This is a genomic window from Embleya australiensis (genome assembly GCF_051903075.1).
Classification (GTDB): domain Bacteria; phylum Actinomycetota; class Actinomycetes; order Streptomycetales; family Streptomycetaceae; genus Embleya.
Map to the genome: position 1 here is coordinate 2806940 of NZ_CP182423.1, position 24850 is coordinate 2831789.

Sequence of the window (24850 nt, forward strand, 5' to 3'; positions counted from 1 at the left end):
GAGCACAGGCCGACGGGGGAAAACCTGGCCCGGTGCCGTGTCGGGCGAGGCTTCCAGGTTGCGGCGCCCGGCACGGTTCGCGCCGCTCCGGCGGACCCACGGGGATCCACCAGGACCCGTCGGGGCCCACCGGGACTCACCGGGGCCCAACCGGGGCCCACCAGGATCCACCGGACCGGCCGGGCCCATCCACCGCGTCGAGGGAGTTGCCCACATGACCGACGACACCAGCACCAGCGGACCACGCATACGTGCCGATTGGCTGCGCTCGGATCCGTACCCGCAGTTGATCGCCGGCCGGGAGTCCTTCGACGGCGAGGCGCGGCCGGTGGTCGACCCCTCCACGGGCGGGCACCCGGCGTCCTGGTTGGCGGCGACCGACGCCGAGGTCGAGGCGGCGATCGTCGCGGCGCGCGGCAGTTTCGACGCCGGAGTGTGGCGGCGTATGCCGGGGCCGCGCAAGGCGGAGGTGCTGGAGGCGGTGGCCGCGGCGATCCGCGCGGACGCGCCCCGACTGGCTGCCCTGGAGGCGATGGACACCGGCAAGGCGGTCTCTGGGGCGTTGACGAACGACGTCTACGAGGCGGCCAACGCGTTCTCGTACGCCGCGGCGATCTGCCGCACCGTGCACGGCGACGTGCGGCGCTCGTCCTTCCCGCCCGAGTTGTTGCCCGGCGGCGGCCCGGACCTGCTGACCCTGCGGCTCGGCGAGCCGGCCGGCGTGGTGGTCGAGTTGTTGCCGTGGAACGGCCCGTTGATGACGGGCAGTCAGCGGATCGCCTCGGCGCTGGCGGCCGGCTGCTCGATCGTGGCCAAACCGCCGGTCGACGCGGTGGTGACGCTGGTCGAGCTGGGCCGGTTGCTGACCGCGGCGGGGCTGCCGGCCGGGGTGCTGAACATCGTGCTCGGCCCCGGCGCCACGGTCGGCGAGCGGCTGATCACCGACCCCAGGATCGACCTGATCAGTCTGACCGGCGGCACCGATACCGGCCGGCACGTACTGGCCGCCGCCGCGCGCAACCTGACCCCCGTACATCTGGAGCTGGGCGGCAAGTCGCCGGTGGTGGTGTTCGACGACGCCGACCTGGACCAGGCGGTCGGCTGGGCGATGATGGCCGCGTTCGTGAACATGGGCGAGGTGTGCGTCGCGGGCAGTCGACTGCTGGTCCAGGAGTCGGTGTACGAGCGGGTGGTGGAGGCGGTGGCGGCGGCCGCGGCGTCCCTGCCGGTGGGCGACGCGCTGCATCCGGACACCTTCATCGGGCCCCTGATCAACCCGCGCCACGCCGACCGGGTTCGGGGCTTCGTGGACCGGGCCCTGGCCGCCGGGGACGCCTCCGTGGTCGGCGAGCCGGTGCTGCCCGACGGCCTGCCGGAGACCTATGTCGCGCCGACCGTGCTCGGTCGGGTTCGGCGCGGGTGCGAGGTGGAACAGGAAGAGGTGTTCGGACCGGTGCTCGCCGCGATGTCGTTCGCCGACGAGGCGGAGGCGGTGGCGCTGGCCAACGGGACGCGGTACGGCCTCAACGGCACCGTGTTCACCCGGGACATCGAACGTGCGTTCCGATTCGCGGACGCGCTGGACTGCGGCGAGGTCAATGTGAACTGTCACTTCGCGCCGGACATGAACGGCGGACGCGGTGAGCCGCGCGGGGCCAGCGGCTTCGCCAGGACCGGGGTGGACGCCTACACCCGCACCAAGGCGGTGAACGTCCAGGTGCACAGCGGGTGAAGCGCCGGGTTGTGCTCGGGGACCAATGACCACACCTGACCGAGCTTCATACCTTCTGATTGTCAGACCAACAGCCTGACCCACACCCTGAGGAGGCCCGATCGTGGCCGTTACCGGGATGAACCACGCGGTGCTGTACGTGCGCGACGCGCACAAGACCGCCCGGTTCTACAACGAGGTGCTGGATTTCGTCACCGTCATCGACGGCCCGCCCGGGAGCTACGTCTTCATGCGGGCCCCCGCGTCGAAGAACCACCACGACATCGCGTTCTTCACCATCGGCGCCGAGGCCGGCGAGTCCCAGGCCGGTCGGCGCACCGTGGGGATGTACCACATCGCGTGGGAGGTCCCCACCCTCGACGACCTGGACGAGGCCCGGCAACGCCTCGCCACCGCAGGCGCGTTGATCGGCGCGAGCGACCACGGCGCCAACAAGAGCCTGTACGCCAAGGACCCCGACGGCCTCGAATTCGAGGTCATGTGGCTGGTCCCGCCCGAGTATTGGGGCGACGAGGAACACGAGGCGATCATCCGCCCGCTGGACCTGGACGCCGAACGTGAGCGGTTCGCGCACCTGGCGGGCGAGTAGTGCCCTTGCGGGCACCGGGGGAGCGGATCCCGTTCGCCAAGGTCGCGCGCCGCACGATCTCCGAGGAGGTCCGCGACGCGCTCCTGGCGAGCGTACGCGAGGGCGACCTGCGACCGGGCGCCCAACTGCCCCCGGAACGCACGCTGTGCGAGCAGTTCGGGGTGGCCCGCACCTCGGTGCGCGAGGCGATCCAGGGCCTGGTCTCGCTGGGCTGCCTGGTCAAGCGGGGGAACCGGTTCTATGTCGCCGAGCGGCTGCCCGGGGTGTCCTTCGACGCGGCCGACGGCCGCAAGTTGCGCGTGTCCGAACTGTTCGAGGTACGCCAGGTGACCGAGGTCGCCATCGCCCGACTGGCCGCGCTGCGGGCCGAGCCAGACCAGCGGGCCGAGATCGGCGAACTGGCGGCCGGATTCGACCCGTCGATGAGCCTGGAGGCGTTCCGCCGCCAGGACCGCCGCTTCCACGCGGCACTGGCCCGCGCGTGTGGCAACACCACGCTGCGCGAGTTGTACGCGAAGGTGCTCGACGCGGTATTCGCGTCCGGCGACTTCGCCTCGCTCCTGGCCGCCGAGGGCAACGCCGAGGCGGTCCGTCAGGTGATCGCCGAGTCCTGCCGCTCGCACCGCGGCATCGCCGAGGCGGTCGCCGCCGGCGCCCCCGACGCCGCCGCCCACGCCGCCGCCGAACACCTCGGCGAGGTGGAGCGGCAGATGACCGCGCGGATGTTCTAGACCCACCGTTCGAGACCCGCGCCGGGCCGCACCCGGCCGGCAACGGCACAGCATGGCACGGCGCCGGAAACGGCACGGCACCGCCACCCGGCACGGCACCGCCCCCGGGACCCGCGCTGATCCCGGCGCGACCCCCGCCCGCGCCGCCCCGCCCGCCACTTCCCCCACGACCGTGCGCACCACCCGGAGAGGACCGCATCGAGATGAGCGACACGCAACGCGTCTGGGCCTTCGACGACAGCGAGTTCGTCGAGGTCAAGCCGGGATTCCGGCGCCGGGTCTACACCGGCGACGAATTGATGCTGACCCTGTGGCGGATCCGCGAGGGATGCGGCCCCACCCCCTACGACGACCATCCCGACCACGAGCAGTACGGCATGGTGCTCAAGGGCAGGCTCGACTTCCGGATCGACTCGGACGAGCGGCGGGTGCTCGGCCCCGGCGACGTCTACTGGGCGCCCAAGGGCTGCGACCACGGGGACAGCCTGTTCATCGGCGACCCCGAGCACGGCGAGACCTGGATCCTGGACATCTTCACCCCGCCGCGCGACGAGTACCGCTGACGGCCGACCCGCCCGCGCCCACCACCCGCACGACGCCCCGTACCACCGCAACACCCCACCACTGTCGGACGGTTGCGCACGCCGCAGGCACCGCGCACCGACCCCCACCCGCTCCCGGGCCGGACTTCCCCGTGCAACCGGAACGGGTTCCTCCGCCGGACCGACATCCCACCCCGGCCCGCGGCCGCACACCCGGCAACGGCACGCCCACCGTGCCCGCCCGGATCGCCGCGTACCCGTCGGTCCGTGTCGAACCAACGCGCCCTGATTCGTCTGGAGACCTTCCGATGAAGAACATGGTTCGAGTCATCGCGGCCTCGGTCATCATACCGGGACTGCTCCTCACCGCCTGTGGCGGCGGTTCCTCCTCGTCCTCCACCACCCCCGCCGGGGCGCCCGCCTCGGCCGGTGCCCCCGGCGCCGGCACCCTCCCCGCCAACGAACCCGACGTCAACAAGGACAAGAAGGTCGTCATCGGGGTGATGAGCCCCGGCGACACCAAGGACAAGGGCTACTACCAGAGCTTCGTCGACGAGGCGAACACCTATGCCACGGCGAACGGTTGGAAGCTGGTGGTGGTCGACAAGATCAACCCGGCCAACGCCGTGCAGCAGGCGCGCAACCTGTGTCGGCAGAAGGTCGACATGATCGCCATCGGCGCCAGCGAGCTCAAGGACGCGCTGAGCGCCGCCAAGGAACCCCAGTGCAAGGGCACCACCTGGTACATCAGCGGCGGGCAGGGCGTCACCCAGACCGCCGAGTTCACCCAGTCGCTCGACTACATCAACGAGTCGCTGTACGTGGCCGGTTACGCCGCCGGACTGATCCTCAAGGAGAACGGCGGCAGGAAGGCCGGCTACATCACCGGCCCCGACCTCCAGTTCGCCCGCGACGTGGCCAAGGCGTTCGAGGCCGGCATCAAGAAGGTCGTGCCCGACGCCGAGATGGTGCAGACCTACACCGGCGACTTCAACGACTCCGGCAAGGCCAAGGAAGCCGCCCAGGCGCAGATCAGCCAGGGCGTCAAGGTGATCTACCCCTACCTCGGCGGCGCCACCGACGTGGTCACCCAACTCGCCAACGAGAAGGGCGTCCCGGCGCTCACCCCCGGTACCGACCGCTGCGGCACGCCCGGCGCGCAATACGCGATCTCGGTGATCTTCAGCCCCGGCGCCTACTTCGCCGGCGCGCTGGAGGACTTCAAGAAGGGCACGCTGCGGATGGGGGTCGCCCGCGAGTGGCACCTGGGCAAGGACCCGGTCCCCACGGTCAAGCTCTGCAAGCCCACCGGCGACCAGGCGCAGCAGCTCCAGACGCTGATCCAGGACATCGGCAGCGGGAAGGTGAAGGTCGATGAGGCCGTCGCCGCAGGCAAGTGACACCGCCGTGACCGCCTCCCGACCCACACCCGAGCCCGCCGGCGGGGCCGCGGGCCCCTTCCTCGACGGGCCCGCCGAACACCCCGGCGCCGCCTCGGTGCTCACCGTCCCCGTCGTGCAACTGCTCGGCATCGGCAAACGGTTCGGCGCGGTGCGCGCCTGTGACGACGTCTCGCTGCGGGTTCGGGCCGGGGAGATCCACGGCCTGCTCGGCGAGAACGGCGCGGGCAAGAGCACGCTGATGAAGATCCTGCTCGGCCTGGTCGTCCCGGACACCGGACGGATCGTGCTGCGCGGCACCGAGACCACCATCGCCGACCCCTCGGCCGCGGCGGCGCACGGCATCTCGATGGTGCACCAGCACTTCAGCCTGGTGGACCGGCTCAGCGTGTGGGAAAACGTGGTGCTCGGCGACCGCGGCCGGGTCGACCGGGACCGGGCGCGCACGCTGGTGCGCGAGGTCGGCGACCGCTACGGCCTGCGGGTCGACCCCGACGCGTGCGTCGAGGACCTGTCCACCGGCGAGCGGCAGCGGGTCGAGATCGTCAAGTGTCTGCGCCGCGACCCCGGGGTGCTGATCCTGGACGAGCCGACCTCGGTACTCACCCTGGAGGAATCGCGCGAGCTGTTCACCGTGCTGCGCCGGGTGGTCGCCGACGAGGGCAAGGCGGTGATCCTGATCAGCCACAAGCTGGACGAGATCGTGCACGCCACCGACCGGGTCACCATCATGCGCCAGGGGCGCGTGGTGGCCAGGCGGGCCACCGCCGACACCGATGTCCGGGCGCTGGCCCGGGAGATGGTCGGGCGCGAACTGTCCAAGTGGACCGCCGCGTCCGCGGTCGGCGCGCTCGACGCGCTGATCGAGCCCGGCACGGGTGAACCGAGCGGCGGCACCGCCGTGTTGGACGTACGGGAACCCGCGGCGGCCCCCGCCCCCGAGCCGCGCCCGGCGGCCGGCGAGGTCCGCCTGCGGATCACCGACGCGCACGCTCGGGCCGCCGACCGGCGCCCGCTCCTGCGCGGGCTGAGCCTGGAGGTGCGCGCCGGGGAGATCCTGGGCATCGCGGGCGTCGAGGGCAACGGCCAGGCGGCACTGGGTGATCTGCTCTCCAGCCTGCTGCCGCTGGACGCAGGCCGGGTGGAGGTGTGCGGCGGCGCCGTCGCCGCCGGCCGGCCCGGCGCGATGCACGCCGCCGGGGTCGGCGTGGTGCCCGAGGACCGACACGTGTCGGGTTGCGTGCTCGACATGTCCGTCGCGGAGAACCTGATGATGGCCGACCTGTCCTCGGTGACCCGCCGGGGACTGCTCAGCCGGCGCCGGATGGCCGAGCGGGCCCGGCGATTGATCGAGGAGTTCGAGATCGCCACCCCCTCGCCGGACACCCCGATGCGGCAACTGTCCGGCGGCAATCAGCAAAAGGTGGTACTGGCCCGCGAACTCGCGGGCAAACCGAGGGTGTTGGTGGCCGCGCAGCCCACCCGGGGCCTGGACATCGGCGCCATCGAGTACATGACCGAGCGGCTGCACGCCGCCGCCCGCGAGGGCATCGCCGTCCTGCTCCTGTCCACCGAACTGGGCGAGATCCTCACTCTCTCGCACCGCGTCGCGGTGCTCCACCGGGGCGCCGTGGTCGGCGAGATGGACCGCGCCGACGTCGACACCGAGCGACTGGGCCTGATGATGGGAGGCCAGGCGGCATGACGTCGACCACCGGGACGCTGATCTCCGAACCCCCGTCCACCGTCGCGGCGCCCGAGCCCGACGCGCGCCGCCGACCCCGACTCGCCGACCTGGGCACCCCGCTGCTCTACCTGCTCTCGCTGTCCACCGCACTGGCCCTGGCCGGCCTGCTGATCGCGCTGGTCGGCCAGTCCCCGTGGGACGCGGCGAACGCGATGTACGACGGGAGCCTGGCCGACGGCGCGGCCATCGGGCAGAGCATCGACCAGGCCGCGCCGCTGCTGCTTGTCGCCGTCGGCTCGGTGATCGCAGCCCGGGCGGGCATCTTCAACATCGGCCAGGAGGGCCAACTCCTGGTCGGCGCCGCGGTCGGCGCGGCGATCGCGCTGTTCACCCCGGGCCCGGGACCGCTGGTGCTGATCCTGGCCCTGCTCGGCGCGGCCGTCGGCGGCGCGTTGTGGGCCGGCATCGCCGCGCTGCTGTTCTACTGGCGCGGCGTCGCGGTGGTGATCAGCACGCTGCTGCTGATCTTCGTCGCGAACCAGGCCGTCTCGTACACGGTCAACTCCCCGTCGCTGCTGCGCGAGAAGGCGGTGGCCGGGCAGGTCACCACCTCGCAGACCGACATGCTGGCCGAGTCGGTCTGGCTGCCCCGGATCGGCGAATACCCCGACTTCAACATCGGCGCGGGCATCTTCATCGCGTTGGTGTCGGCCGTGGGCACCTCCCTGGTGCTGGTCCGCACCCGTCTCGGCTTCCGGCTGCGCATGCTCGGGCTCAACCCCAAGGCCGCGCATCGGGCGGGCGTGGGCGCGGTGTTGGTCGGCGGCGGTGCGCTGCTCGCCTCCGGTGCGTTCGCGGGCCTGGCCGGCGGCGTGATGCTCACCGGCAACGGCCACCGCATGCAGGACGGCTTCGCCGACAACGTCGGCTTCGACGGACTGCTCGTCGCGCTCGTCGCCCGGGACAAGCCGCTGCTCGCCGTGCCAGTGGCGCTGTTCTTCGGCGCGCTGCGCGCGGGCGGCGGATTCCTGTCCGCCACCGGGGTTCCGCGCTACATCGTCGCCGTGGTCACCGCGCTGATGGTGCTGGCCACGGTGTTCCCCGCCGCCTACGCCGAGGTGCGACGCCGTCGTACCGCCGGCGCGGCCTGAGACCGGGAGGATGCCATGATCGACGACCTCGCCATGGTCCTGGCCAGTTCGGTCCGGCTCACCGTGCCGCTGGCGTTCGCCGCCTGCGGCGAATACATCGCGGAGCGCGCCGGCACCATCAACATCTCGGTCGAGGCGATGATGCTCGGCGGCGCGTTCAACGCCGTGTGGGGCGCCTCGATGACCGGTTCCGCGTCCTTCGGCCTGGTCTTCGGCATGCTGGCCGGCCTGGTCATCGGCTTCGTGCACGCCGAGTTCAGCCATCGCCTGTCGGTCAACACCTACGTGGTCGGGCTTGCCCTGAACGCGCTCGTGCTCGGCCTGACCAGCTTCCTGCTCGACTCGATCGACCTGACCGGGCATCAGGTGGACGCGCTGGACATCCCGGTGCTGTCCGATCTGCCGCTGCTCGGGCCGGTGTTGTTCGCCCACCGCTGGCCCGCCTATCTGCTGGTCGGGCTGATCCCGCTGGTGTGGTGGCTGGTGCAACGCAGCCGCTTCGGCCTGGAGTTGCGCGCCGCCGGGGAGAACCCCCAGTCGGCCGACGTCACCGGCATCGACGTGCGCCGCAGACGCCGGCAGAGCGTGCTGCTGTGCGGCGTGCTGGCCGGACTCGGCGGCGCCTATCTCGCGGTGGGCGAAGTCGGCGCGTTCAACCAGAACATGACCGCCGGTCGCGGCTTCGTGGTGATCGCGGCGGTGATCTTCGGCGGCTGGACGCTGCGCGGCACCATGGCCGGCTGCCTGGTCTTCGGCGCCGCCGACGCGATGCGGCTCGCCCTGCCCGCGCTCGGCGTACATCTCAATTCGCAACTGCTGATCGCCGCGCCGTATCTGCTGGCGCTGCTCGCGATGATGTTCCTGGCCAAGACGCACCGCCAACCTGCCGCGCTGGGCGCGCCGTTCGTGCGGGGGATCGTATGAGGGCGGTGCGGCACCGCGGCCACGGCGGCCCGGAGATCCTGGAGCAGGTGGTCCTACCCGACCCGGAACCGGGCCCGGGCGAGGTGCTGGTCGCGGTGCGCGCCGCCGCGGTCAACCGCCTCGACCTGCTGCAACGGCGCGGCCCGGGGCTGCTGCCGGGCTTCACGCTGCCGCACGTGCCCGGGATGGATGTCGCGGGAGACGTCCTGGCCGTCGGCGGCGGCGTGCGCGAGCGCCGGGTCGGCGACCGGGTGCTGGTCAACCCGGCCGTCCACTGCGGGACTTGCGCCGCCTGTCGGCGCGGCGACGAGGCGTGGTGCGGGGCGCTGCGCGTGGTCGGCGGGAATCGGCCGGGCGGCTACGCCGAGTCGATCGTGGTCCCCGCCGGGCGCACCCACGTGATCCCGGCACACGTGCCGCACGTGGCCGCCGCCGGGCTGCCCACCGCGTACGGCATGGCCTGGCAGGGCCTGGTCGTACGCGGCGGGCTGCGCGCGGGGGAGACGCTGATGGTGCACGGCGCGGGCAGCGGGGTGAGCATCGCCGCCATACAACTGGCCCGCGCACTCGGGGCGCGCGTCGTGGTCACCTCCGGCTCGCGGGCCAAGCTGGACCGGATGGCCGACCTCGGCGCCGACGTGCTGATCGACCACCGCACCTCGGACCTGGTCGCCCGGGCCCGCGCGGCGACCGGCGGGGCCGGCGTCGACCTGGTGCTCGACCACGTCGGTCCGGCGCTGTTCCAGGCGTCGCTGCACGCACTGCGCCCCCGCGGCCGACTGGTCTTCTGCGGGGACACCACCGGCACCGAGGCGGGCTTCGACCTCCCGCACGCGTTCCACAGCGGGCTCACCCTGCTCGGCGCGGGCTCGATCGGCGACGCGGACTTCGCGGCCATGGTCGAGTTCTGCCTGGACCGGGGGCTGACCCCGGTACAGGACGGCGCGTTCCCCCTCGCCGACGCGGCCGCGGCCCACCGGCGCCTGGAGAGCGGCGCCGCGTTCGGCAAGGTCACCCTGCTCCCCGGCGGCGCCCGATGACCCCCGCCGAGGCCCTGCTCGTGCTGACGGCGGGCCTCGGCGCGGGCACGGTCAACACGGTCGTCGGCTCCGGTTCGCTGCTCACCTTCCCGGTCCTGCTCGCCCTCGGCCACCCGCCCGTGGTCGCCAACGTCTCCAATACGATCGGCCTCACCCCGGGGTCGATCGCCGGAACCCTCGGCTTCCGGCGCGAACTGGCCGCGCAGGCACCCCGGTTGCGCCCGCTGTCCGTCGCCGCCGTGCTGGGCGGCGCGACCGGCGGCCTGCTCCTGCTCGGCCTGCCGCCGGGCGCGTTCCGCGCGGTGGTGCCCGTACTGGTCCTGCTCGCCGCGGCGCTGATGGGCGTACAGCCGTGGTTGTCCGCCCGCCTGCGCACCCGCCGCGCGGCCAACGCGGGGGTCCCGGCGGTGGTGCCGGGATCCTCGACCGAGGCGCCTCCCGCGTCCCGCACGGCGGGCTCCGGCGTCGGCGTCGCGCTGCCCGCCGCGGTGTTCGCGGTGAGCGTGTACGGCGGCTATTTCGGCGCCGCGCAGGGCGTGTTGCTGCTCGCGCTGCTCGCGATCGTGCTGGACGAGGACCTGAACCGGCTCAACGGCCTGAAGAACCTCCTCCAGGCGCTGGTGAACCTCGTGGCCGCCGTGCTGTTCGCGCTCACCGCCGAAGTCGCTTGGCTCCCCGTGCTGTTGCTCGCCCTCGGCTCGGTGGCGGGCGGCCGGGTCGGCGCCCACGTCGGCCGTCGGGTCCCCGCCCCGATCCTGCGCACCCTCGTCATCGTCGTCGGCACGGTGGTGGGGGCCGTCCTGCTGCTCACCTGACCCCGCCCGGTCCCGTTCGACCGTCGCACTCGTGAAAGAAGGAATCCCATGTTGCGTTGGCTCACCGCCGGGGAGTCGCACGGTCCCGCGCTCACCGCCGTACTGGAGGGGCTGCCGGCCGGAGTCGAGGTGTCCTCCGGCGAGTTGGCACACGCGTTGGCCCGGCGGCGGCTGGGCAACGGGCGCGGGGCCCGGATGCGATTCGAGCGGGACGAGGTGGAGTTCACCGGCGGCGTGCGGCACGGGATCACCCTCGGCGGGCCCGTGGCATTGCGCGTGGCCAACACCGAATGGGCCAAGTGGGCCGAGGTGATGGCGCCGGATCCGGTCGACGCCGACGGGCGCCGCTTCGACGAACCGGGCCGGCTCGCCGATCGCGGCCGGGCCGCGGCGCTGACCCGCCCCCGCCCCGGGCACGCCGACCTGGCCGGGATGCAGAAGTACGGCTTCGACGACATCCGCCCCGTCCTGGAGCGGGCCAGCGCCCGGGAGACCGCGGCCCGTGTGGCGCTCGGCGAGGTCGCCCGCGCGTTCCTGGCCCAGACCCTGGACGTGGAGATCCTCAGCCACGTGGTCCGGATCGGCGCCGTCGCGCTGCCGACCGCGCTGGTGCCCGAACGCGGCAGCCTGGACACGATCGACGCCGACCCGGTGCGCTGCGTCGACCCGGAGACCGCCGCCGCGATGAACGCCGAGATCGAGGCCGCGCACAAGGACGCCGACACCCTCGGCGGCGTGGTCGAGGTGGTGGTGTACGGCCTGCCGCCGGGCCTGGGCAGCTACGTGCACTGGGACCGCCGCCTGGACGCGCGCCTGGCCGCCGCGCTGATGGGCATCCAGGCGATCAAGGGCGTCGAGGTCGGCGACGGCTTCACCACCGCGACCCGCCGCGGCTCGGTCGCGCACGACGAAATCACCCCGGTCGCCCCGGGACACCCCGGCCCCACCCGGGTGCGCCGCGAGACCGGCCGCGCCGGCGGCATCGAGGGCGGCATGACCTCCGGCGAACCACTCCGCGTGCGCGCCGCGATGAAGCCGATCTCCACCCTGTCCCGGGCCCTGGCCACGTTCGACGTGCGCACCGGCGATCCGGCCAAGGCGATCGCCCAGCGCAGCGACGTGTGTTCGGTGCCCGCGACCGGCGTGGTCGCCGAGGCGATGGTGGCCCTCGTCCTCGCGGACGCGGTCCTGGAGAAGTTCGGCGGGGACAGCGTGACCGAGACCCGGCGCAACGCCGACGCCTACCTCGCGGCCCTGCCGGTGACCGTCGCCGACGCATGAGCACGCACGCCGGGCCGAAACCGGCCGACGGGCTCCGGGGCGATCACCCCGGAGCCCATCGGCGGTTCAGCCCCCGGCCGGCGCCCCCGCGAGCAGCCGCGCGCGCAGGCCCTCGTCCAGCGCGGCGTCCACACACGTCCACGCCATCGCCAGACCACCGTCAAGCAGCGCCCGATCCGCGGCCGGACGCGCCGCATACGCGGCGAACTCGGCCTGGTGCAGCCCCACATCACCGGAGTCGATGGAGATCAGCGGCTGGATGGACGGGATCGCCAGCGACACGTTGGCCATGTCGGTGGACCCGGCCTGCCGGTCGTCCTCGGCGGTCACCGGCGGGAACTCCCGTCCCACCACCAGCGCGTTGCGCTCGTAAGCCGCCAACAGGCCCGGGTCGTGCCGGAATTCCGAGTACGCGGGCGAGGTCGAGGACAACGTCAGGCGCGAACGGGTGGCCACCGCGCCCGCCTGGAAACACTCGCGCACCCGCGCCTCCAGATCGGTCAACCCGGCCAACGTGGCGGCGCGTACGTAGTAGTCGGCCTCGGTGTGCTCGGGGATCACGTTCGGCACCTGCCCGCCGGTGGTGGTGATCCCGTGCACCCGCTGATCCGGCGTCATGTGCTGGCGCAGCAGCCCGATCGCCACCTGCGCGACGGTCAGCGCGTCGGCCGCGTTGATCCCGTCCTCCGGGCAGGCCGACGCGTGCGCGGCCCGGCCGTCGTACTCGACGTGCAGTTGCGCGCGGGCCAGACAGGTCGGATCGAGCCGCTCCCGGGGCGAGGGGTGCACCATCATCGCCGCGTGCACCCCGGCGAACACGCCGCGCTCCAGCATCAGCACCTTGCCCCCGCCGTTCTCCTCGGCGGGGGTGCCGAACACGCGTACGGTCACGCCCAACTCGTCGGCGACCGCGCCCAGCGCGAGCGCGGCGGTGATCGCGGCGGACGCGATCACGTTGTGCCCGCACGCGTGCCCGATCCCCGGCAGCGCGTCGTACTCCGCGCAGATCCCCAGCACCAGCGGCCCGGCGCCGCGCTCGGCGACGAACGCGGTCGGCAACTCGCCCACGCCCGGGGTGACGGTGAAGCCGTGTTCGGTCAGCTGCTCGCCCAACCATCCGCAGGCGCGCTTCTCGGCGAAGCCGAGTTCGGGATGGGCGTGCAGACGGTGACTGAGTGCAACCAGCTCTGGTGCGGCGGCGTCCACCGCCGCCTGGGCGGCGGCCTTTGCGGGTGCCGCGAGGTCGAAGGCTCGCATGGGCGCATCCTGCCCCACGACGGACGTAACGGGAAGTGACCGAACGAAGTATCTGTTCCGCGTAACAACGACCGGCTAAGGTGCGGAAATCCATGATCGACAAGGCAGAAGTCACGGAAAACCGGACCCCCGTGCCGGACCGGGCCGAGGCGTTCGAGCGTGAGCTGAACGTCCTCGCCCTCTCCGGCGACGGCTGGCCCGCGATCCTGCGAGCCCTGGCCCGGCGTACCGGCCGCACCGCCCGACTGGTGGGCGTGCACGGCGGTGTGCTCGCCGCGACCGACGACGGCACCGAGTCGATGACCCCCGTCGCGGTGGCCCACGTATTCGTCGAGGACCGCGTGGTCGAGGTCACCTGCGACGAGGGCTGGCGGGCCTCGGCGTTGCCCGTACGGGTGGCCCAACGCCGGGTCGGACTACTGCTGTTGGGCGAGCCGGACGGCGCCCGCGACGACGAGCCGCTGCTGCGCGCCGCGGTCACGGCGGTGGCGATCGAGGCGATCCGGCGGGACGCGGTGGCCACCGCGACCGCCGAGACCGCGGGTCGCCTGATCGACGAACTGCGCTACGGCGCGCTGCGCAACCTGGGCGATGTCACGCGCACCGCCGCCCGGTTCGGCCTGCACCTCGATCGCCCTCACTCCGCCGTCGTGTTCGCCTACTCCGGACCCAACCAGCGCACCTGGACCACCGCGCTGTCCTGGCTGGAGATGCCGGTGCGCCAAGAGGGCGAACTGGGCCTGGCGGTGCTCTCGGGCAACGTCGAACGCGAGATCAGCCGCATCCGCATCCGGCTCCAGGGCATGGTCGGCGACGTCCCCGTACTGGCCGCCGCCGGCCCCACGGTCAGCGACCCGCGCGGGACGGCCCGCTCCTTCCACGACGCGGAGACCGTGCTCGGCCTGCTGCGCCGCCGCCCCGGCGAGGTACAGCTGATGTTCTCCTCGCTCGGCCTGGCCCAACTGCTGTTCGGCGTGCCACCGGCCCGACTCCAGGCGTTCGTGGACCAACACCTGGGCCCGATCCTGGAACGTGAGGAATGGGTGGCCACGCTCAGCGCGTGGCTGGCCACCAACGGCAGCCGCGCCGCGGTCGCCGAGCTGCTGCACCTGCACCGCAACTCGGTCGGCTACCGGATCGGCCAGATCCGCGAACTCCTCGGCGCCAATCCCCTCGACCCCGAGGTCACCCTCCAACTCCAGGCCGCCCTGACCGCCCGCGAACTCCTCCTGGCCCTCCGAGAGGTCCCGTAACACCCCCACGAGCGCGCGCAGGCCCCCGGGCGCCTCCCGCAAGCCCCCGAATCATCCGCCCGCCGGTGTCCGAGTGGGGCCATCCGGATGACTCCCGGGCGAGAGTTCGCGTCGATCGGCCGCGCCTCGGCGGGATGCCGCCGGGTGTGGGTCACAGTCGTTCCAGCCCCGGTGCGGACCGCCGGGACGTCGACGCGCGGGCCGATTCGGTCGAGCCCGCCGGTTGCTCGGGGTGTCCCACCGGTCGAGAGGCGATCAGCATGACCGAAACCGACGTGACCCTTACCCCGCAGGCGGCCACCCGGCTGCGCGAGCTGGCGTTCGGCGCGATGTCCGCCGGCGCGCTGCGCGCCGCGCTGCGCCTGGGCCTGCCCGACGCGCTGGGCGACACCCCGGCGACCGTCGAGGAATTGGCCCGCGAGGTGTCCGCGCACCCCGGGGCACTGCACCGCCTGCTGCGCGCGCTCGCCTGCCAGGGCGTCTTCGCCGAGGAGCCCGACGGCCGCTACACGCACACCGAGGCATCCCGCCTGCTGCGCGCGGACGCGCCCCGCAGCATGCGGGACGTGGCGCTGTGGACCACCGAGCCGTGGACCTGGGAGGCCTGGCCGCACCTGGACCGCGCGGTGCGCTCCGGCGGCAGCGTCTTCCCCGAGCTGCACGGCAAGCAGTTCTTCGACTACCTGCACGAGGACGCCCCCGAGTCGGCCGCCGCCCTCGACCGGGCGATGACCCAGTCCAGCCGGACCTCCGCCCAGGACGTCACCGCGGCGCTCGACCTGACCGGCGTGGACTCCGTCGCCGACATCGGCGGCGGCCAGGGCCTGGTCCTGGCCACCCTTCTGGAGCGCAACCCGACCCTGCGCGGCACCCTGCTCGACCTGCCCGGCGTGGTCGCCTCGGCGGACCGCCGACTGCGCGACGGCGGCGAACTCGCCGGCCGGGCAACCCTGGTGGGCGGGGACTGCCGGGTCGACATCGGCGTGCGGGCAGACCTGTACATCGTGAAGAACATCCTCGAATGGGACGACGACAGCACGCTCCGCACGCTGCGCAACATCGTCGCCGCGGCCGCCCCCGGTGCCCGCGTCGCGGTGATCGAGAACCTGGTCGACGAGACCGCCTCGATGCGCTTCACCGCGGCGATGGACCTCCTGCTGCTACTCAACGTCGGCGGCCGCAAACACACCAAGGACAGCCTGCTGACCCTGATCGAGCAGGCGGGCCTGCGCGGCCGGGACGTGCGCGCGGTGAACCCCTCGCTGCACATGTTCGAGTGCACGGTCCCGGCCTGATCGGGCCGCACCCGACCCGTCCGACCCGCCCCGCCGCCTCCGGCTACGGAAAGTCATGCATGATCACCATGAGCTAAACATGCGACTGCTCCCCGGGGGTGAAGCCGGTCGGGATTTCCGCCCGGGAGGCCCAGAGCGGGGGCCCCGAATGCAGTCACGCGGGTCGCGGGGTCGCCGGCGCCGTTCGATGGTGATGAAGGCGCCTCGCCGATCCCCGTTGCCGATGCCCGTCGGCAGTTCGCGAGCGCCGGAAGGAATATCACGATGCGTCGTGCACGCGCTCTCGTCGCCGGTTCCGCCCTCGGCTTCGCCGCCCTGACCCTGGCGGTCCCGGCCGCCTACGCCGATGCCCCGGCGCCGGTGAAGCCGGACAGCGGCCCTTCGGCCCCCGGGAACGGCGGGCAGGAGAAGTCCTGGTCCGGTGAAGGAAAGTGGACGCCCGACAAGGGCGGCGAATCCAGTGAGGACAAGGGCGGCGAAGGCGGCTCGCACGAGAAGTCCTGGAAGGAGCACAAGAGCCCGCACGGTGGCGTGCACACCGGCATCGGCGGCTCCTTCCTCGACGACGGTGCCGCGCTCGGCACCGGTGCGGCCCTGATCGCGGGTGGTGTCGGCGTCGGCGTCTACGCGCTGCGTCGTCGTCCCGCCGTCTCGGCGGCTCGGGCCTGACCCGTCCCGCCCCCAGGCAACACCCGCCGTGGCCACCGCCCTTCCCGGGGCGGTGGCCACGGTGACGTCGTCCCCGCCCCGGCCCGCACCGCCGGTTCCCCCGAAGCCGGCCCCGGTACTCCTTCGGCCAGGAAAGAGGCATCGTCTTGCCCGACCCCGCTCCGCCCACCGAGACGTCCGAGCCCGCCGCGCCGCGCCGCATGAGCGCCGCTCGACTGATGGCGATCGCCGCGGTGGCGATCCTCCTGGGCGCCCTGATGATCAAGCACGACCTGAGCAGCGACTCGGGTCCGCCACCCCAACCCGTGCCCGCCGCCGCGCAACCGAGCGCCGCGGCGAGCGCCGCCCCCTCGCCGAGCCCGACCCCCGGGGCGATGAAACGTTCGGAGCCGGTGCGGATCAAGATCCCCCGAATCAAGGTGGACGCCCCGTTCATCGGCCTCGGCCTCAACTCCTCCGGGGTCCTGGACGTCCCGCCCGCGGGCAACCGCAATCTGGCCGGCTGGTACGAGGAGGGCGTCACCCCCGGGTCCCGGGGCAACGCGCTCGTGCTCGGCCACGTCGACACGATGATGGGCCCCGCTGTCTTCTGGGGGCTCGGCAGCCTCAAGTCCGGCGACACCGTGGAGATCTCGCGCGCCGACGGCAGCGTGGCCAGGTTCGCGGTCGACTCGGTCGAGGCGTTCCCGAAGGACGCCTTCCCCGACGAGCGGGTGTACGGAAAGACCCAGGACGCCCAGCTGCGGCTGATCACCTGCGGCGGCACGTACGACCGCAAGGCCAAGGACTACAAGGACAACGTGGTCGTCTTCGCCCACCTGCTGCCCCCGGAGTAGCCGTCCCCGCACGCGCGCGACCTCGTACACCCGCTCCCGAACACACGGTGGCCGGCCCCGGATTCCTCCCGGAGCCGGCCGCCGCGCGTTCCGCTACACCTGAGCGTCGCCGCCGACCTTCGCGGCCTCACCACCCCGCTCGCCCCGCTCGGTCCGGCACGCCACCGCGCCCAACACCCCCACCAGGGTGCCCTCCGGATCGGGCTCGGCGACCGGGACCCGCCACGCGACGAAACCGTCCGGGCGGACCAACACCGCGCCCTCGTCGGTGACCCCGTGCACCTCGGCCCAGTCCACGTCCGGCGCGGTGACCAGGTCCACCACCGCGGCCTCCGCCTCGGTACCCACCCGGTACACCGCCACCGGTACGCCCAGGCGCCGGCTCGCACGCTGCGCCGACCGCTGCCACGCGGCCCCGGCCGGACCCGCGCCGACCAGCAACACCGGCGAGGTCTCGTACAGGTCCAGGGTGGACACCCGGGCGTCGTTGCGGCGCAGCCACAGGTGCGGCGCCCGGGTGCCCGGCTCGCCGTTCGGCGGCCGGAACCGCTCGGGCAACACCGGCAGTTCGGGGTCCGCCCCGAGCACGGCGGCGGACGCGTAGCGGTAGCCGAGCACCACGCCGAGCACGCCCGGCTGCTTGCCGCCGCCGACCGTGGGCGCGGCATACCCCGGGTGGCTGTGTTCGGCCGAACGGGTGGACGCCCGCGCGGCCGTGGCCACCGCCACCGGCCGGCGCTCCGCCTCGTAGGTGTCCAACAGGTCGGCGCCCGCGTGCCCGTTCAGCACCGCGGCCAGTTTCCAGGCCAGGTTGTGCGCGTCCTGGATCCCGGTGTTGGACCCGAACGCGCCGGTGGGCGACATCTCGTGGGCCGAGTCGCCGGCCAGGAACACCCGCCCGGAGCGGTAACGTTCGGCCACCCGCTCGGCGGCGTGCCACGGCGCCTTGCCGGTGATCGTCACATCCAGGTCCGGCACCCCGGCGGCGGCGCGGATGTGCGCCACGCAGCGCTCGTCGGAGAACGCCTCGATCGGCTCGTCCTCCTCCGGATGCCACGGCAGGTGGAAGACCCATTGCTCCCGGTTGTCCACCGGCAGCAGCGCGCCCTCGCCCCGAGGGTTCGTCAGATAGCAGACGATGAACCGGCGTTCGCCGACGTGCGCGGCCAGGTCGCGCGAGGTGAAGGTGACGCTCACGTTGTGGAACAGGTCGCCCGGACCGCTCACGTCGATGCCCAGCGCGTCGCGCACCGGACTGCGCGGTCCATCCGCCGCGACCACGTAGTCGGCGCGCACGGTGAGCCGTTGCCCGCTCTCGCGGGCCTCCACGACCGCCGTCACACCGTCCTCGTCCGGTACACAGGACCGGAGTTGGGTACCGAAGCGCACGTCGCCGCCGAGTTCGCGGGCGTAGTCGGCGAGTACCGGCTCCAGGTCGTTCTGGCTGCACAGACACCACGACGACGGGCTGAACTTGGCCAGTCCGCCGCCCGGATCGATCTCCTTGAACAGCCACTCCTGGATGTCGCCGGCGATGGTGTCCGCCTGGAGGATGCCGTGGTTGTCGGCAAGTACGGCGGACGCGGCGCGGATTCGATCCTCGACCCCGGCGGTGCGGAACACCTCCATCGTGCGCACGTTGTTGCCGCGCCCGCGCGGATGCCGCGAGGTGTCGGCGTGCCGCTCCACCAGCATGTGCGGGACGCCGAGTCGGCCCAGGAAGACGGACGTGGACAGCCCGACCAGCGAGCCGCCCACGACCAGGACCGGCACCCGGTGTTGGATCTCGGGGTTCATCACTACTCCTGCGTTGGCGAGGACTGCGGACCCGGCCGCCGTCGCGGGCGGAGGAGGTCCGCCGGGGGTCCTCCTGTTCCCGCTCATCGCCGCCGGCCGGTCGTCGTTGCCCAATGTCACTCATATGCCCTCAAAAGATGCACAGGGTGATGATCGGCCGCCACGCTCGAAGTCGAAGCCGGGTCCCGACGGACGGATCGGGCGGGTATCCCGGTGTGATCGCGCGAGCGGCGCGACCGACCGCGACCCGCTCGACCTTCCGTTCCCCGGGCGGCGTCGGTGCGACCCGGTCCCCCGGGAGCGCCCTCGGCGGGCGGGCACGACGTTCGGCCGAATCCCATGACCAAAGGACTGACATGGACACCCTCGTCCACTCCACGGCGAATCCCACCGCCGACACCACGTCCAAGCTCCGGGTGCTGCTCATGCTGGAGCTGCACGAAGGGTCGGAGCAACGTTTCCTCGAGGCCTACGAAGGCATCCGCCACCAGGTGGCCGCCGTTCCGGGCCACCTGCGCGACCAGCTGTGCCAGTCCATCGAGGACCCCAGCCAGTGGCTGATCACCAGCGAGTGGGAGGGCGCCTCCCAATACCTGGCGTGGGTGGACAGCCCCGAGCACCAGGTGATGGTCCAGCCGCTGCACGGCTGCGTGCGCGGCACCCGCTCGCTGCGCTTCTCGGTGGCCCGCGAGACCGACCTGCGCGCGCCCGACGGTCCGATGATGACCACCGGCGCCCGCGCGCCGAAGGGCAAGGCGAAGGCCGGCGCCACGCCCAAGGCGAAGGCGGCGGCCGACAAGGCCCGCGTCGCCGCGCCGGCCGCCCCCGGCGTGGTGCGCTGCGCGCTCACCTTCACCGTCAAGCCGGGCAGCGAGGCCGAGGTGGCCCGCATCCTCGCCGGCTACGAGTCGCCCGAGGCCCGGGTCAACCCGACCACCTCGCTGCGCCGCACCTCGGTGTTCATGCTCGGCAACCGCGTCGTACGGGCCATCGAGGTCGAGGGCGACCTGCGCGCCGCGCTGCGCCATGTGGCCGAGCAGCCCCAGGTGCGCGCCGCCGAGGAGGCGCTGAACCCGCACCTGGAGGAGGCGCGCGACCTGAACGACTCCGAGGCCGCCCGCGCGTTCTTCATGCGCTCCTCGCTGGCCGAGGTCTACCACCTGAGCGCGCCGACCACGAAGTCGGACAAGGCGTCGGGCAAGGCGTCGGGCAAGAAGTCGGACAAGACCGAGACGACCCGCCGCGCGTTCCTGTACCCGGTCCGGCACGGCTGCGGTGAATCCGCCGCGACGCTGCTGCGCCGGCACGACGAGCAGGCGATCGCCGTCGCCGGCGGCCCGATCGCGCACAGCCAGGTCTTCCTGCGCGGCGACACCCTGATCCGCGTGCTGGACCTGCGCGGCCCGGCGGACCAGGACCCGGCGCTGCTGCTCGGCGTCGACCGCCGGGAATCCGCCGCCCGGCTGAGCCGACTGCTCGACCTCGGCGAGGACGGCGAGTTGGACACCGACGAGGGGCTGCGCCGACTGCTCGCCGCGTGCGAGACGACCCCCGTCACCGACCGTCGCGCCGCTCGCGACGCCTGATCCCCCGGGGCGGCGCCCGACGGCGCCGCCCCGCCACTTGGAGGTGGCACAGATGACCACGCAGACCGTACGCATCGTCAACCTGGACGAGATCGAGCCGAACCGCCGCCGCGGCGGTGACCTCCGGGTCACGCTCGGCCCGGCGACCGTCGGCTCCACCAGCGGATTCATGGGCCTGGCCCTGATCGAGCCCGGGGACATGATCGCCGAGCACTACCACCCGTACTCCGAGGAGTTCATCCACGTCGTGGTCGGCTCCATCGAGGTCGACCTGGACGGCGTCACCCACGAACTCCGGCCCGACCAGGGCCTGATGATCCCGAAGAACATGCGCCACCGCTTCCGCAACGTCGGCCGCGTCCAGGCGCGGATGGTCTTCCAACTCGCCCCGCTCGCGCCGCGGCCCGAACTCGGGCACGTCGACACGGAGGGGATCGAACCCGCCGAGACCGTGGGCGCCGACTCTTGAGGCGCCGGGTCGCGGTCACCGGCGTCGGGGTGGTGGCACCCGGTGGGGTGGGTGTCACCGCGTTCTGGGACCTGCTGATGGCGGGCCGCACGGCGACGCGCGGGATCACCTTCTTCGACCCCACCGGGTTCCGCTCCCGGATCGCCGCCGAATGCGACTTCGACCCGATCGCGTGCGGCGTCGACCCCGACCGGGCCCGACGCGCGGACCGCTACGTGCAGTTCGCGCTCGCCGCGGCGGCCGAGGCGGTCCGCGGCAGCGGCCTGGACCGCGACGCCGAGGACCCCTGGCGGATCGGCGTCTCCCTCGGCACCGCCGTGGGCGGCACCACCCGGCTCGAACACGACTACATCGCGGTCAGCGGCCCCGGCAAGACCTGGGCCGTCGACCACCGCAGGGCCGACCCCTTCCTGCACCGGGCCTTCTCGCCGAGCACCCTGGCCGCCGAGGTGGCCGAGGAGTTCGTCGCCAAGGGCCCGGTGCAGACCGTCTCCACCGGCTGTACCTCCGGCCTCGACGCGATCGGCTACGCCGCGCACGCGATCGAGGAGGGCCGCGCCGACGTGTACATCGCCGGCGCGGCCGACTCGCCGATCTCGCCGATCACGGTCGCCTGCTTCGACGCGATCAAGGCCACCTCGACCCGCAACGACGACCCGGCGCACGCCTCCCGGCCGTTCGACGCGGACCGGGACGGATTCGTCCTCGGCGAGGGCGCCGCGGTGCTGATCCTGGAGGAGCTCGAACACGCCCACCGGCGCGGCGCCCATGTGTACTGCGAGGTCGGCGGGTTCGCCACGCGCGGCAACGCACACCACATGACCGGCCTGACCCGCGAGGGCCTGGAGATGTCCGAGGCGATCGACCGCGCACTGGCGGACGCGGAGGTCGCCCCCGACGCCGTCGACTACGTCAACGCGCACGGCTCGGGCACCAAGCAGAACGACCGCCACGAGACCGCGGCCGTCAAGCGCTCGCTCGGCGCACACGCACACAAGGTGCCGATGAGTTCGATCAAGTCGATGGTCGGCCACTCGCTCGGCGCCATCGGCGCCATCGAACTCGCCGCGTGCGCCCTGGCGATGGAGCACAAGGCGGTGCCGCCCACGGCCAACTACGAGACGCCGGACCCCGAGTGCGACCTCGACTACGTGCCGGGCACCGCCCGGCCGATGGGCCTGACGACGGTGTTGTCGGTGGGCAGCGGGTTCGGCGGCTTCCAGTCCGCGGTGGTCCTGGACCGTCGGGAGAGGAGACCCCGATGAACGGCTCCACAGCAAGACGCACCGTGGTCACCGGCGTCGGCGTCGTCGCGCCCAACGGCATCGGCGCCGACGTGTTCTGGAAGGCGACCCGCGAGGGCCGCTTCGTGCTGGACCGGATCTCCCGCGAAGGCTGCGACCACCTGCCGCTGACCGTCGCGGGCGAGGTACGCGACTTCGACCCCGCCGCCGTGGTCGAGGAGCGATACCTGGTCCAGACCGACCGCTTCACCCACTTCGCGCTGGTCGCCGCCGACCAGGCCCTGGCCGACGCGGCACTGGGCCCGACGTCCACCTTCGGCGTCGGGGTGACCACCGCGAGCTGCTCCGGCGGCGGCGAGTTCGGTCAGCGCGAACTGCAGAACCTGTGGGGCAAGGGACCCGGCTTCGTCGGGCCGTACCAGTCGATCGCCTGGTTCTACGCGGCCACCACCGGCCAGATCTCCATCCGCGGCGGCTTCAAAGGCCCCTGCGCGGTGCTGGCCAACGACGAGGCCGGCGGCCTGGATGCGCTCGCGCACGCCGTCCGGACCATCCGCCGAGGCACCGACGCCGTCGTGGTCGGCGCCGCCGAGGCACCGCTCGCCCCGTACTCGATGGTCTGCCAACTCGGCTACGACGCGCTCAGCCTCGCCGCCGACCCCGCACGGGCCTACCTCCCGTTCACCTCCGCCGCCCGAGGCTTCGCCCCCGCCGAGGGCGGCGCGATGTTCGTCGTCGAGGAGGCCGAGTCCGCCCGCCGGCGCGGCGCCCGGATCCGGGCCGAAGTGCTCGGACACGGAGCGACGTTCACCGGCACCTGCGGCTGGGGGCCGTCCCGGCACGGACTGGCCCGCGCGATCCGCGACGCGCTGGCCGAGGCCGAATGCGGACCCGCCGACATCGACGTGGTCTTCGCCGACGCGCTCGGCACCCCCGAGGCCGACCACGCCGAAGTACTCGCCCTGTCCGACGCGTTGGGCGCCCGCGCCGCCCGGGTGCCGGTCACCGCGCCCAAGGCCGGCATCGGCCGGGCCTACTGCGGCGCACCGATGCTCGACTGCGCCGCCGCGATCCTGGCCATGGAACACGGCGTACTGCCGCCCACCCCGGGCGTGTTCGACGTCTGCCACGACCTCGACCTGGTCACCGGCCGGGCCAGGGCCGCCGAACTGCGCACCGCCCTGGTGCTCAGCCGCGGCCTGATGGGCGGCAACGCCGCACTGGTGCTGCGCCGAGGCGACGGCCGCCCCGACACGCCGTAGCCCACTCGGCGAATCCCGCGGCCGGTACGACCCGTGCCCCTCGTACGCATCATCCGACTCATCCGAAAGGAAGCCCGCGATGAACGGACCGCTCACCCACGAAGTGCTCGCCGAGGTGATGAAGTCATGCGCCGGCGTCACCGCTCAGCCCGAGCAACTGCGGGACCCCGAAGCCACGTTCGAACAGTTCGGCCTCGACTCGCTGGGCCTGCTCGGGATCGTCGCCGAGTTGGAGCGGCGCTACAAGTTCCCGCTCGGCGCGGACGTGGACCAATGCAAGACCCCGCGCGAGTTCCTGGAAACCACCAATTCGCAACTCACCTCAGGAGTGTGACATGGCCGGCCATACCGACAACGACATCGTCATCGGGGCCCCGTTCGACCTGGTCTGGGACATCACCAACGACGTGGACAACTGGACGAACCTGTTCAGCGAATACGCGTCGGTGGAGGTCCTGGAGCGTGAAGGCAGCAAGGTCACCTTCCGCCTGACCATGAAGCCCGACAAGGACGGGAAGATCTGGAGCTGGGTGTCCGAGCGCGAGGCCGACCGCGAGACGCGCACGGTGTGGGCGCGCCGGGTGGAGACCGGGCCGTTCGCGCACATGCACATCCGCTGGGAGTACCACGAGGTGCCCGACGGCGTACGGATGCGCTGGGTCCAGGACTTCGCGATGAAGGAGACCGCCCCGGTCGACGACGAGTGGATGACGGACAACATCAACCGCAACTCGCGCGTCCAGCTCGAACTGATCCGGGACCGGATCCAGGAGCGCGCCCGGGAGACGGGCGTAGCGCCCACCGTGCGCACCTGGTGAACCCCGCGTCGTCGCCCGCCCCGGCGCGACGACGCCCCGCCGGTGGGGCCGCGCGTCTCGCGGCCCCACCGGCCCACCCCTCGACAAGGACGGCAACCCATGCACCGCACCCTGATCGTCGCCCGGATGAAGCCCGACTCGGCGACCCCGATCGCCGACATCTTCGCCGCCTCCGACACCGGCGAACTCCCGCACCTGGTCGGCGTCACCGGCCGCAGCCTCTTCCAGTTCGGCGACCTGTACCTGCACCTGATCGAGGCCGACCGGCCCCCCGGCCCCGCGGTCGCGAAGGTCGCCGGACACCCGGAGTTCCGCGACATCAGCGAACGGCTCTCGGCGCATGTGCACGCGTACGACCCGCAGACCTGGCGCTCGCCCCAGGACGCGATGGCCCGCGAGTTCTACCGCTGGGAGCGCGACGCGCAGCGGTGACCTCGCCGCCCGCCCCACCGTCCAAGGCCCGACCGTCCAA

24 protein-coding genes are annotated in these 24850 nt (G+C 72.9%); 22 read left to right on the forward strand and 2 right to left on the reverse strand.

Features of this window, described 5'->3' with window-relative positions; genetic code table 11:
• The first annotated feature begins 214 nt into the window (after positions 1 to 214).
• The 11 genes from ACMXN5_RS42385 (at position 215) to aroC (ending at position 11892) form a co-directional block, all read left to right on the forward strand.
• Positions 215 to 1732 (forward strand): aldehyde dehydrogenase family protein, encoded by a 1518-nt coding sequence (locus ACMXN5_RS42385; RefSeq protein WP_439680204.1) that lies wholly within the window; start codon positions 215 to 217, stop codon positions 1730 to 1732.
• A 103-nt stretch (positions 1733 to 1835) separates the two neighbouring features.
• Positions 1836 to 2321: a VOC family protein gene (locus ACMXN5_RS42390; RefSeq protein ID WP_380011786.1), complete on the forward strand. Its 486-nt coding sequence runs from the start codon at positions 1836 to 1838 to the stop codon at positions 2319 to 2321.
• A 5-nt stretch (positions 2322 to 2326) separates the two neighbouring features.
• Entirely contained in the window at positions 2327 to 3052 is a 726-nt protein-coding gene (locus tag ACMXN5_RS42395) for a FadR/GntR family transcriptional regulator (RefSeq protein WP_160161488.1), read from the forward strand.
• A 203-nt stretch (positions 3053 to 3255) separates the two neighbouring features.
• Positions 3256 to 3615: a cupin domain-containing protein gene (locus ACMXN5_RS42400; protein WP_126638606.1), complete on the forward strand. Its 360-nt coding sequence runs from the start codon at positions 3256 to 3258 to the stop codon at positions 3613 to 3615.
• Between the two features lie 296 nt (positions 3616 to 3911).
• Positions 3912 to 4994, forward strand: a complete 1083-nt coding sequence (locus ACMXN5_RS42405) for a BMP family ABC transporter substrate-binding protein (RefSeq protein WP_395792866.1) — start codon at positions 3912 to 3914, stop codon at positions 4992 to 4994.
• Positions 4969 to 6699 (forward strand): ABC transporter ATP-binding protein, encoded by a 1731-nt coding sequence (locus tag ACMXN5_RS42410; protein ID WP_439680205.1) that lies wholly within the window; start codon positions 4969 to 4971, stop codon positions 6697 to 6699. The genes ACMXN5_RS42405 and ACMXN5_RS42410 overlap by 26 nt, the downstream gene beginning before the upstream one ends.
• Positions 6696 to 7832 carry an ABC transporter permease gene (locus tag ACMXN5_RS42415; RefSeq protein ID WP_439680206.1) on the forward strand — a complete coding sequence of 379 codons (1137 nt, stop codon included), beginning with the start codon at positions 6696 to 6698 and terminating at the stop codon, positions 7830 to 7832. The genes ACMXN5_RS42410 and ACMXN5_RS42415 overlap by 4 nt, the downstream gene beginning before the upstream one ends.
• Positions 7833 to 7847: 15 nt before the next feature.
• A complete protein-coding gene (locus tag ACMXN5_RS42420; RefSeq protein WP_439680207.1) occupies positions 7848 to 8756 on the forward strand; it encodes an ABC transporter permease in 909 nt (302 codons plus the stop codon).
• Positions 8753 to 9796 (forward strand): zinc-binding dehydrogenase, encoded by a 1044-nt coding sequence (locus ACMXN5_RS42425; RefSeq protein ID WP_439680208.1) that lies wholly within the window; start codon positions 8753 to 8755, stop codon positions 9794 to 9796. The genes ACMXN5_RS42420 and ACMXN5_RS42425 overlap by 4 nt, the downstream gene beginning before the upstream one ends.
• Positions 9793 to 10611 carry a sulfite exporter TauE/SafE family protein gene (locus ACMXN5_RS42430; protein ID WP_439680209.1) on the forward strand — a complete coding sequence of 273 codons (819 nt, stop codon included), beginning with the start codon at positions 9793 to 9795 and terminating at the stop codon, positions 10609 to 10611. The genes ACMXN5_RS42425 and ACMXN5_RS42430 overlap by 4 nt, the downstream gene beginning before the upstream one ends.
• Before the next feature lie 48 nt (positions 10612 to 10659).
• Positions 10660 to 11892, forward strand: a complete 1233-nt coding sequence (aroC, locus tag ACMXN5_RS42435) for a chorismate synthase (protein WP_439680210.1) — start codon at positions 10660 to 10662, stop codon at positions 11890 to 11892.
• 66 nt (positions 11893 to 11958) lie between these two features.
• Here aroC and ACMXN5_RS42440 read toward each other — a convergent pair whose 3' ends face one another.
• Positions 11959 to 13149 carry an amidohydrolase gene (locus tag ACMXN5_RS42440; RefSeq protein WP_439680211.1) on the reverse strand — a complete coding sequence of 397 codons (1191 nt, stop codon included), beginning with the start codon at positions 13147 to 13149 and terminating at the stop codon, positions 11959 to 11961.
• 92 nt (positions 13150 to 13241) lie between these two features.
• Here ACMXN5_RS42440 and ACMXN5_RS42445 point away from each other — a divergent pair, with 92 nt between their 5' ends.
• The 4 genes from ACMXN5_RS42445 to ACMXN5_RS42460 all read left to right on the forward strand — a co-directional run bounded on the left by ACMXN5_RS42445 (position 13242) and on the right by ACMXN5_RS42460 (position 17202).
• Complete coding sequence (locus ACMXN5_RS42445) at positions 13242 to 14402, forward strand: PucR family transcriptional regulator (protein WP_439680212.1); 1161 nt, start codon at positions 13242 to 13244, stop codon at positions 14400 to 14402.
• 260 nt (positions 14403 to 14662) lie between these two features.
• Positions 14663 to 15697 carry a methyltransferase gene (locus ACMXN5_RS42450; protein WP_439680213.1) on the forward strand — a complete coding sequence of 345 codons (1035 nt, stop codon included), beginning with the start codon at positions 14663 to 14665 and terminating at the stop codon, positions 15695 to 15697.
• Between the two features lie 264 nt (positions 15698 to 15961).
• The gene (locus tag ACMXN5_RS42455; protein WP_395792846.1) at positions 15962 to 16366 is read left to right on the forward strand and encodes a hypothetical protein; all 405 of its coding nucleotides are present in this window, start codon (positions 15962 to 15964) and stop codon (positions 16364 to 16366) included.
• Between the two features lie 200 nt (positions 16367 to 16566).
• Positions 16567 to 17202 carry a class F sortase gene (locus ACMXN5_RS42460; RefSeq protein ID WP_439681401.1) on the forward strand — a complete coding sequence of 212 codons (636 nt, stop codon included), beginning with the start codon at positions 16567 to 16569 and terminating at the stop codon, positions 17200 to 17202.
• A gap of 93 nt (positions 17203 to 17295) precedes the next feature.
• Here ACMXN5_RS42460 and ACMXN5_RS42465 read toward each other — a convergent pair whose 3' ends face one another.
• Positions 17296 to 18999: an FAD-dependent oxidoreductase gene (locus tag ACMXN5_RS42465; RefSeq protein ID WP_439680214.1), complete on the reverse strand. Its 1704-nt coding sequence runs from the start codon at positions 18997 to 18999 to the stop codon at positions 17296 to 17298.
• Between the two features lie 356 nt (positions 19000 to 19355).
• Here ACMXN5_RS42465 and ACMXN5_RS42470 point away from each other — a divergent pair, with 356 nt between their 5' ends.
• The 7 genes from ACMXN5_RS42470 (at position 19356) to ACMXN5_RS42500 (ending at position 24810) form a co-directional block, all read left to right on the forward strand.
• A complete protein-coding gene (locus ACMXN5_RS42470; protein WP_439680215.1) occupies positions 19356 to 20585 on the forward strand; it encodes a SchA/CurD-like domain-containing protein in 1230 nt (409 codons plus the stop codon).
• A 52-nt stretch (positions 20586 to 20637) separates the two neighbouring features.
• The gene (locus ACMXN5_RS42475; RefSeq protein ID WP_395792840.1) at positions 20638 to 21054 is read left to right on the forward strand and encodes a cupin domain-containing protein; all 417 of its coding nucleotides are present in this window, start codon (positions 20638 to 20640) and stop codon (positions 21052 to 21054) included.
• On the forward strand, positions 21051 to 22319 hold the full coding sequence (locus ACMXN5_RS42480; protein ID WP_439680216.1) for a beta-ketoacyl-[acyl-carrier-protein] synthase family protein: 1269 nt from the start codon (positions 21051 to 21053) through the stop codon (positions 22317 to 22319). The genes ACMXN5_RS42475 and ACMXN5_RS42480 overlap by 4 nt, the downstream gene beginning before the upstream one ends.
• Complete coding sequence (locus ACMXN5_RS42485) at positions 22316 to 23560, forward strand: beta-ketoacyl synthase N-terminal-like domain-containing protein (protein ID WP_439680217.1); 1245 nt, start codon at positions 22316 to 22318, stop codon at positions 23558 to 23560. Before ACMXN5_RS42480 ends, ACMXN5_RS42485 begins: the two co-directional genes overlap by 4 nt.
• 79 nt (positions 23561 to 23639) lie before the next feature.
• Complete coding sequence (locus tag ACMXN5_RS42490; protein WP_395792836.1) at positions 23640 to 23894, forward strand: acyl carrier protein; 255 nt, start codon at positions 23640 to 23642, stop codon at positions 23892 to 23894.
• Position 23895: 1 nt separating this feature from the next.
• Positions 23896 to 24378, forward strand: a complete 483-nt coding sequence (locus tag ACMXN5_RS42495; protein ID WP_439680218.1) for an SRPBCC family protein — start codon at positions 23896 to 23898, stop codon at positions 24376 to 24378.
• Positions 24379 to 24477: 99 nt separating this feature from the next.
• The gene (locus tag ACMXN5_RS42500) at positions 24478 to 24810 is read left to right on the forward strand and encodes a TcmI family type II polyketide cyclase (protein ID WP_395792832.1); all 333 of its coding nucleotides are present in this window, start codon (positions 24478 to 24480) and stop codon (positions 24808 to 24810) included.
• Positions 24811 to 24850 lie beyond the last annotated feature (40 nt).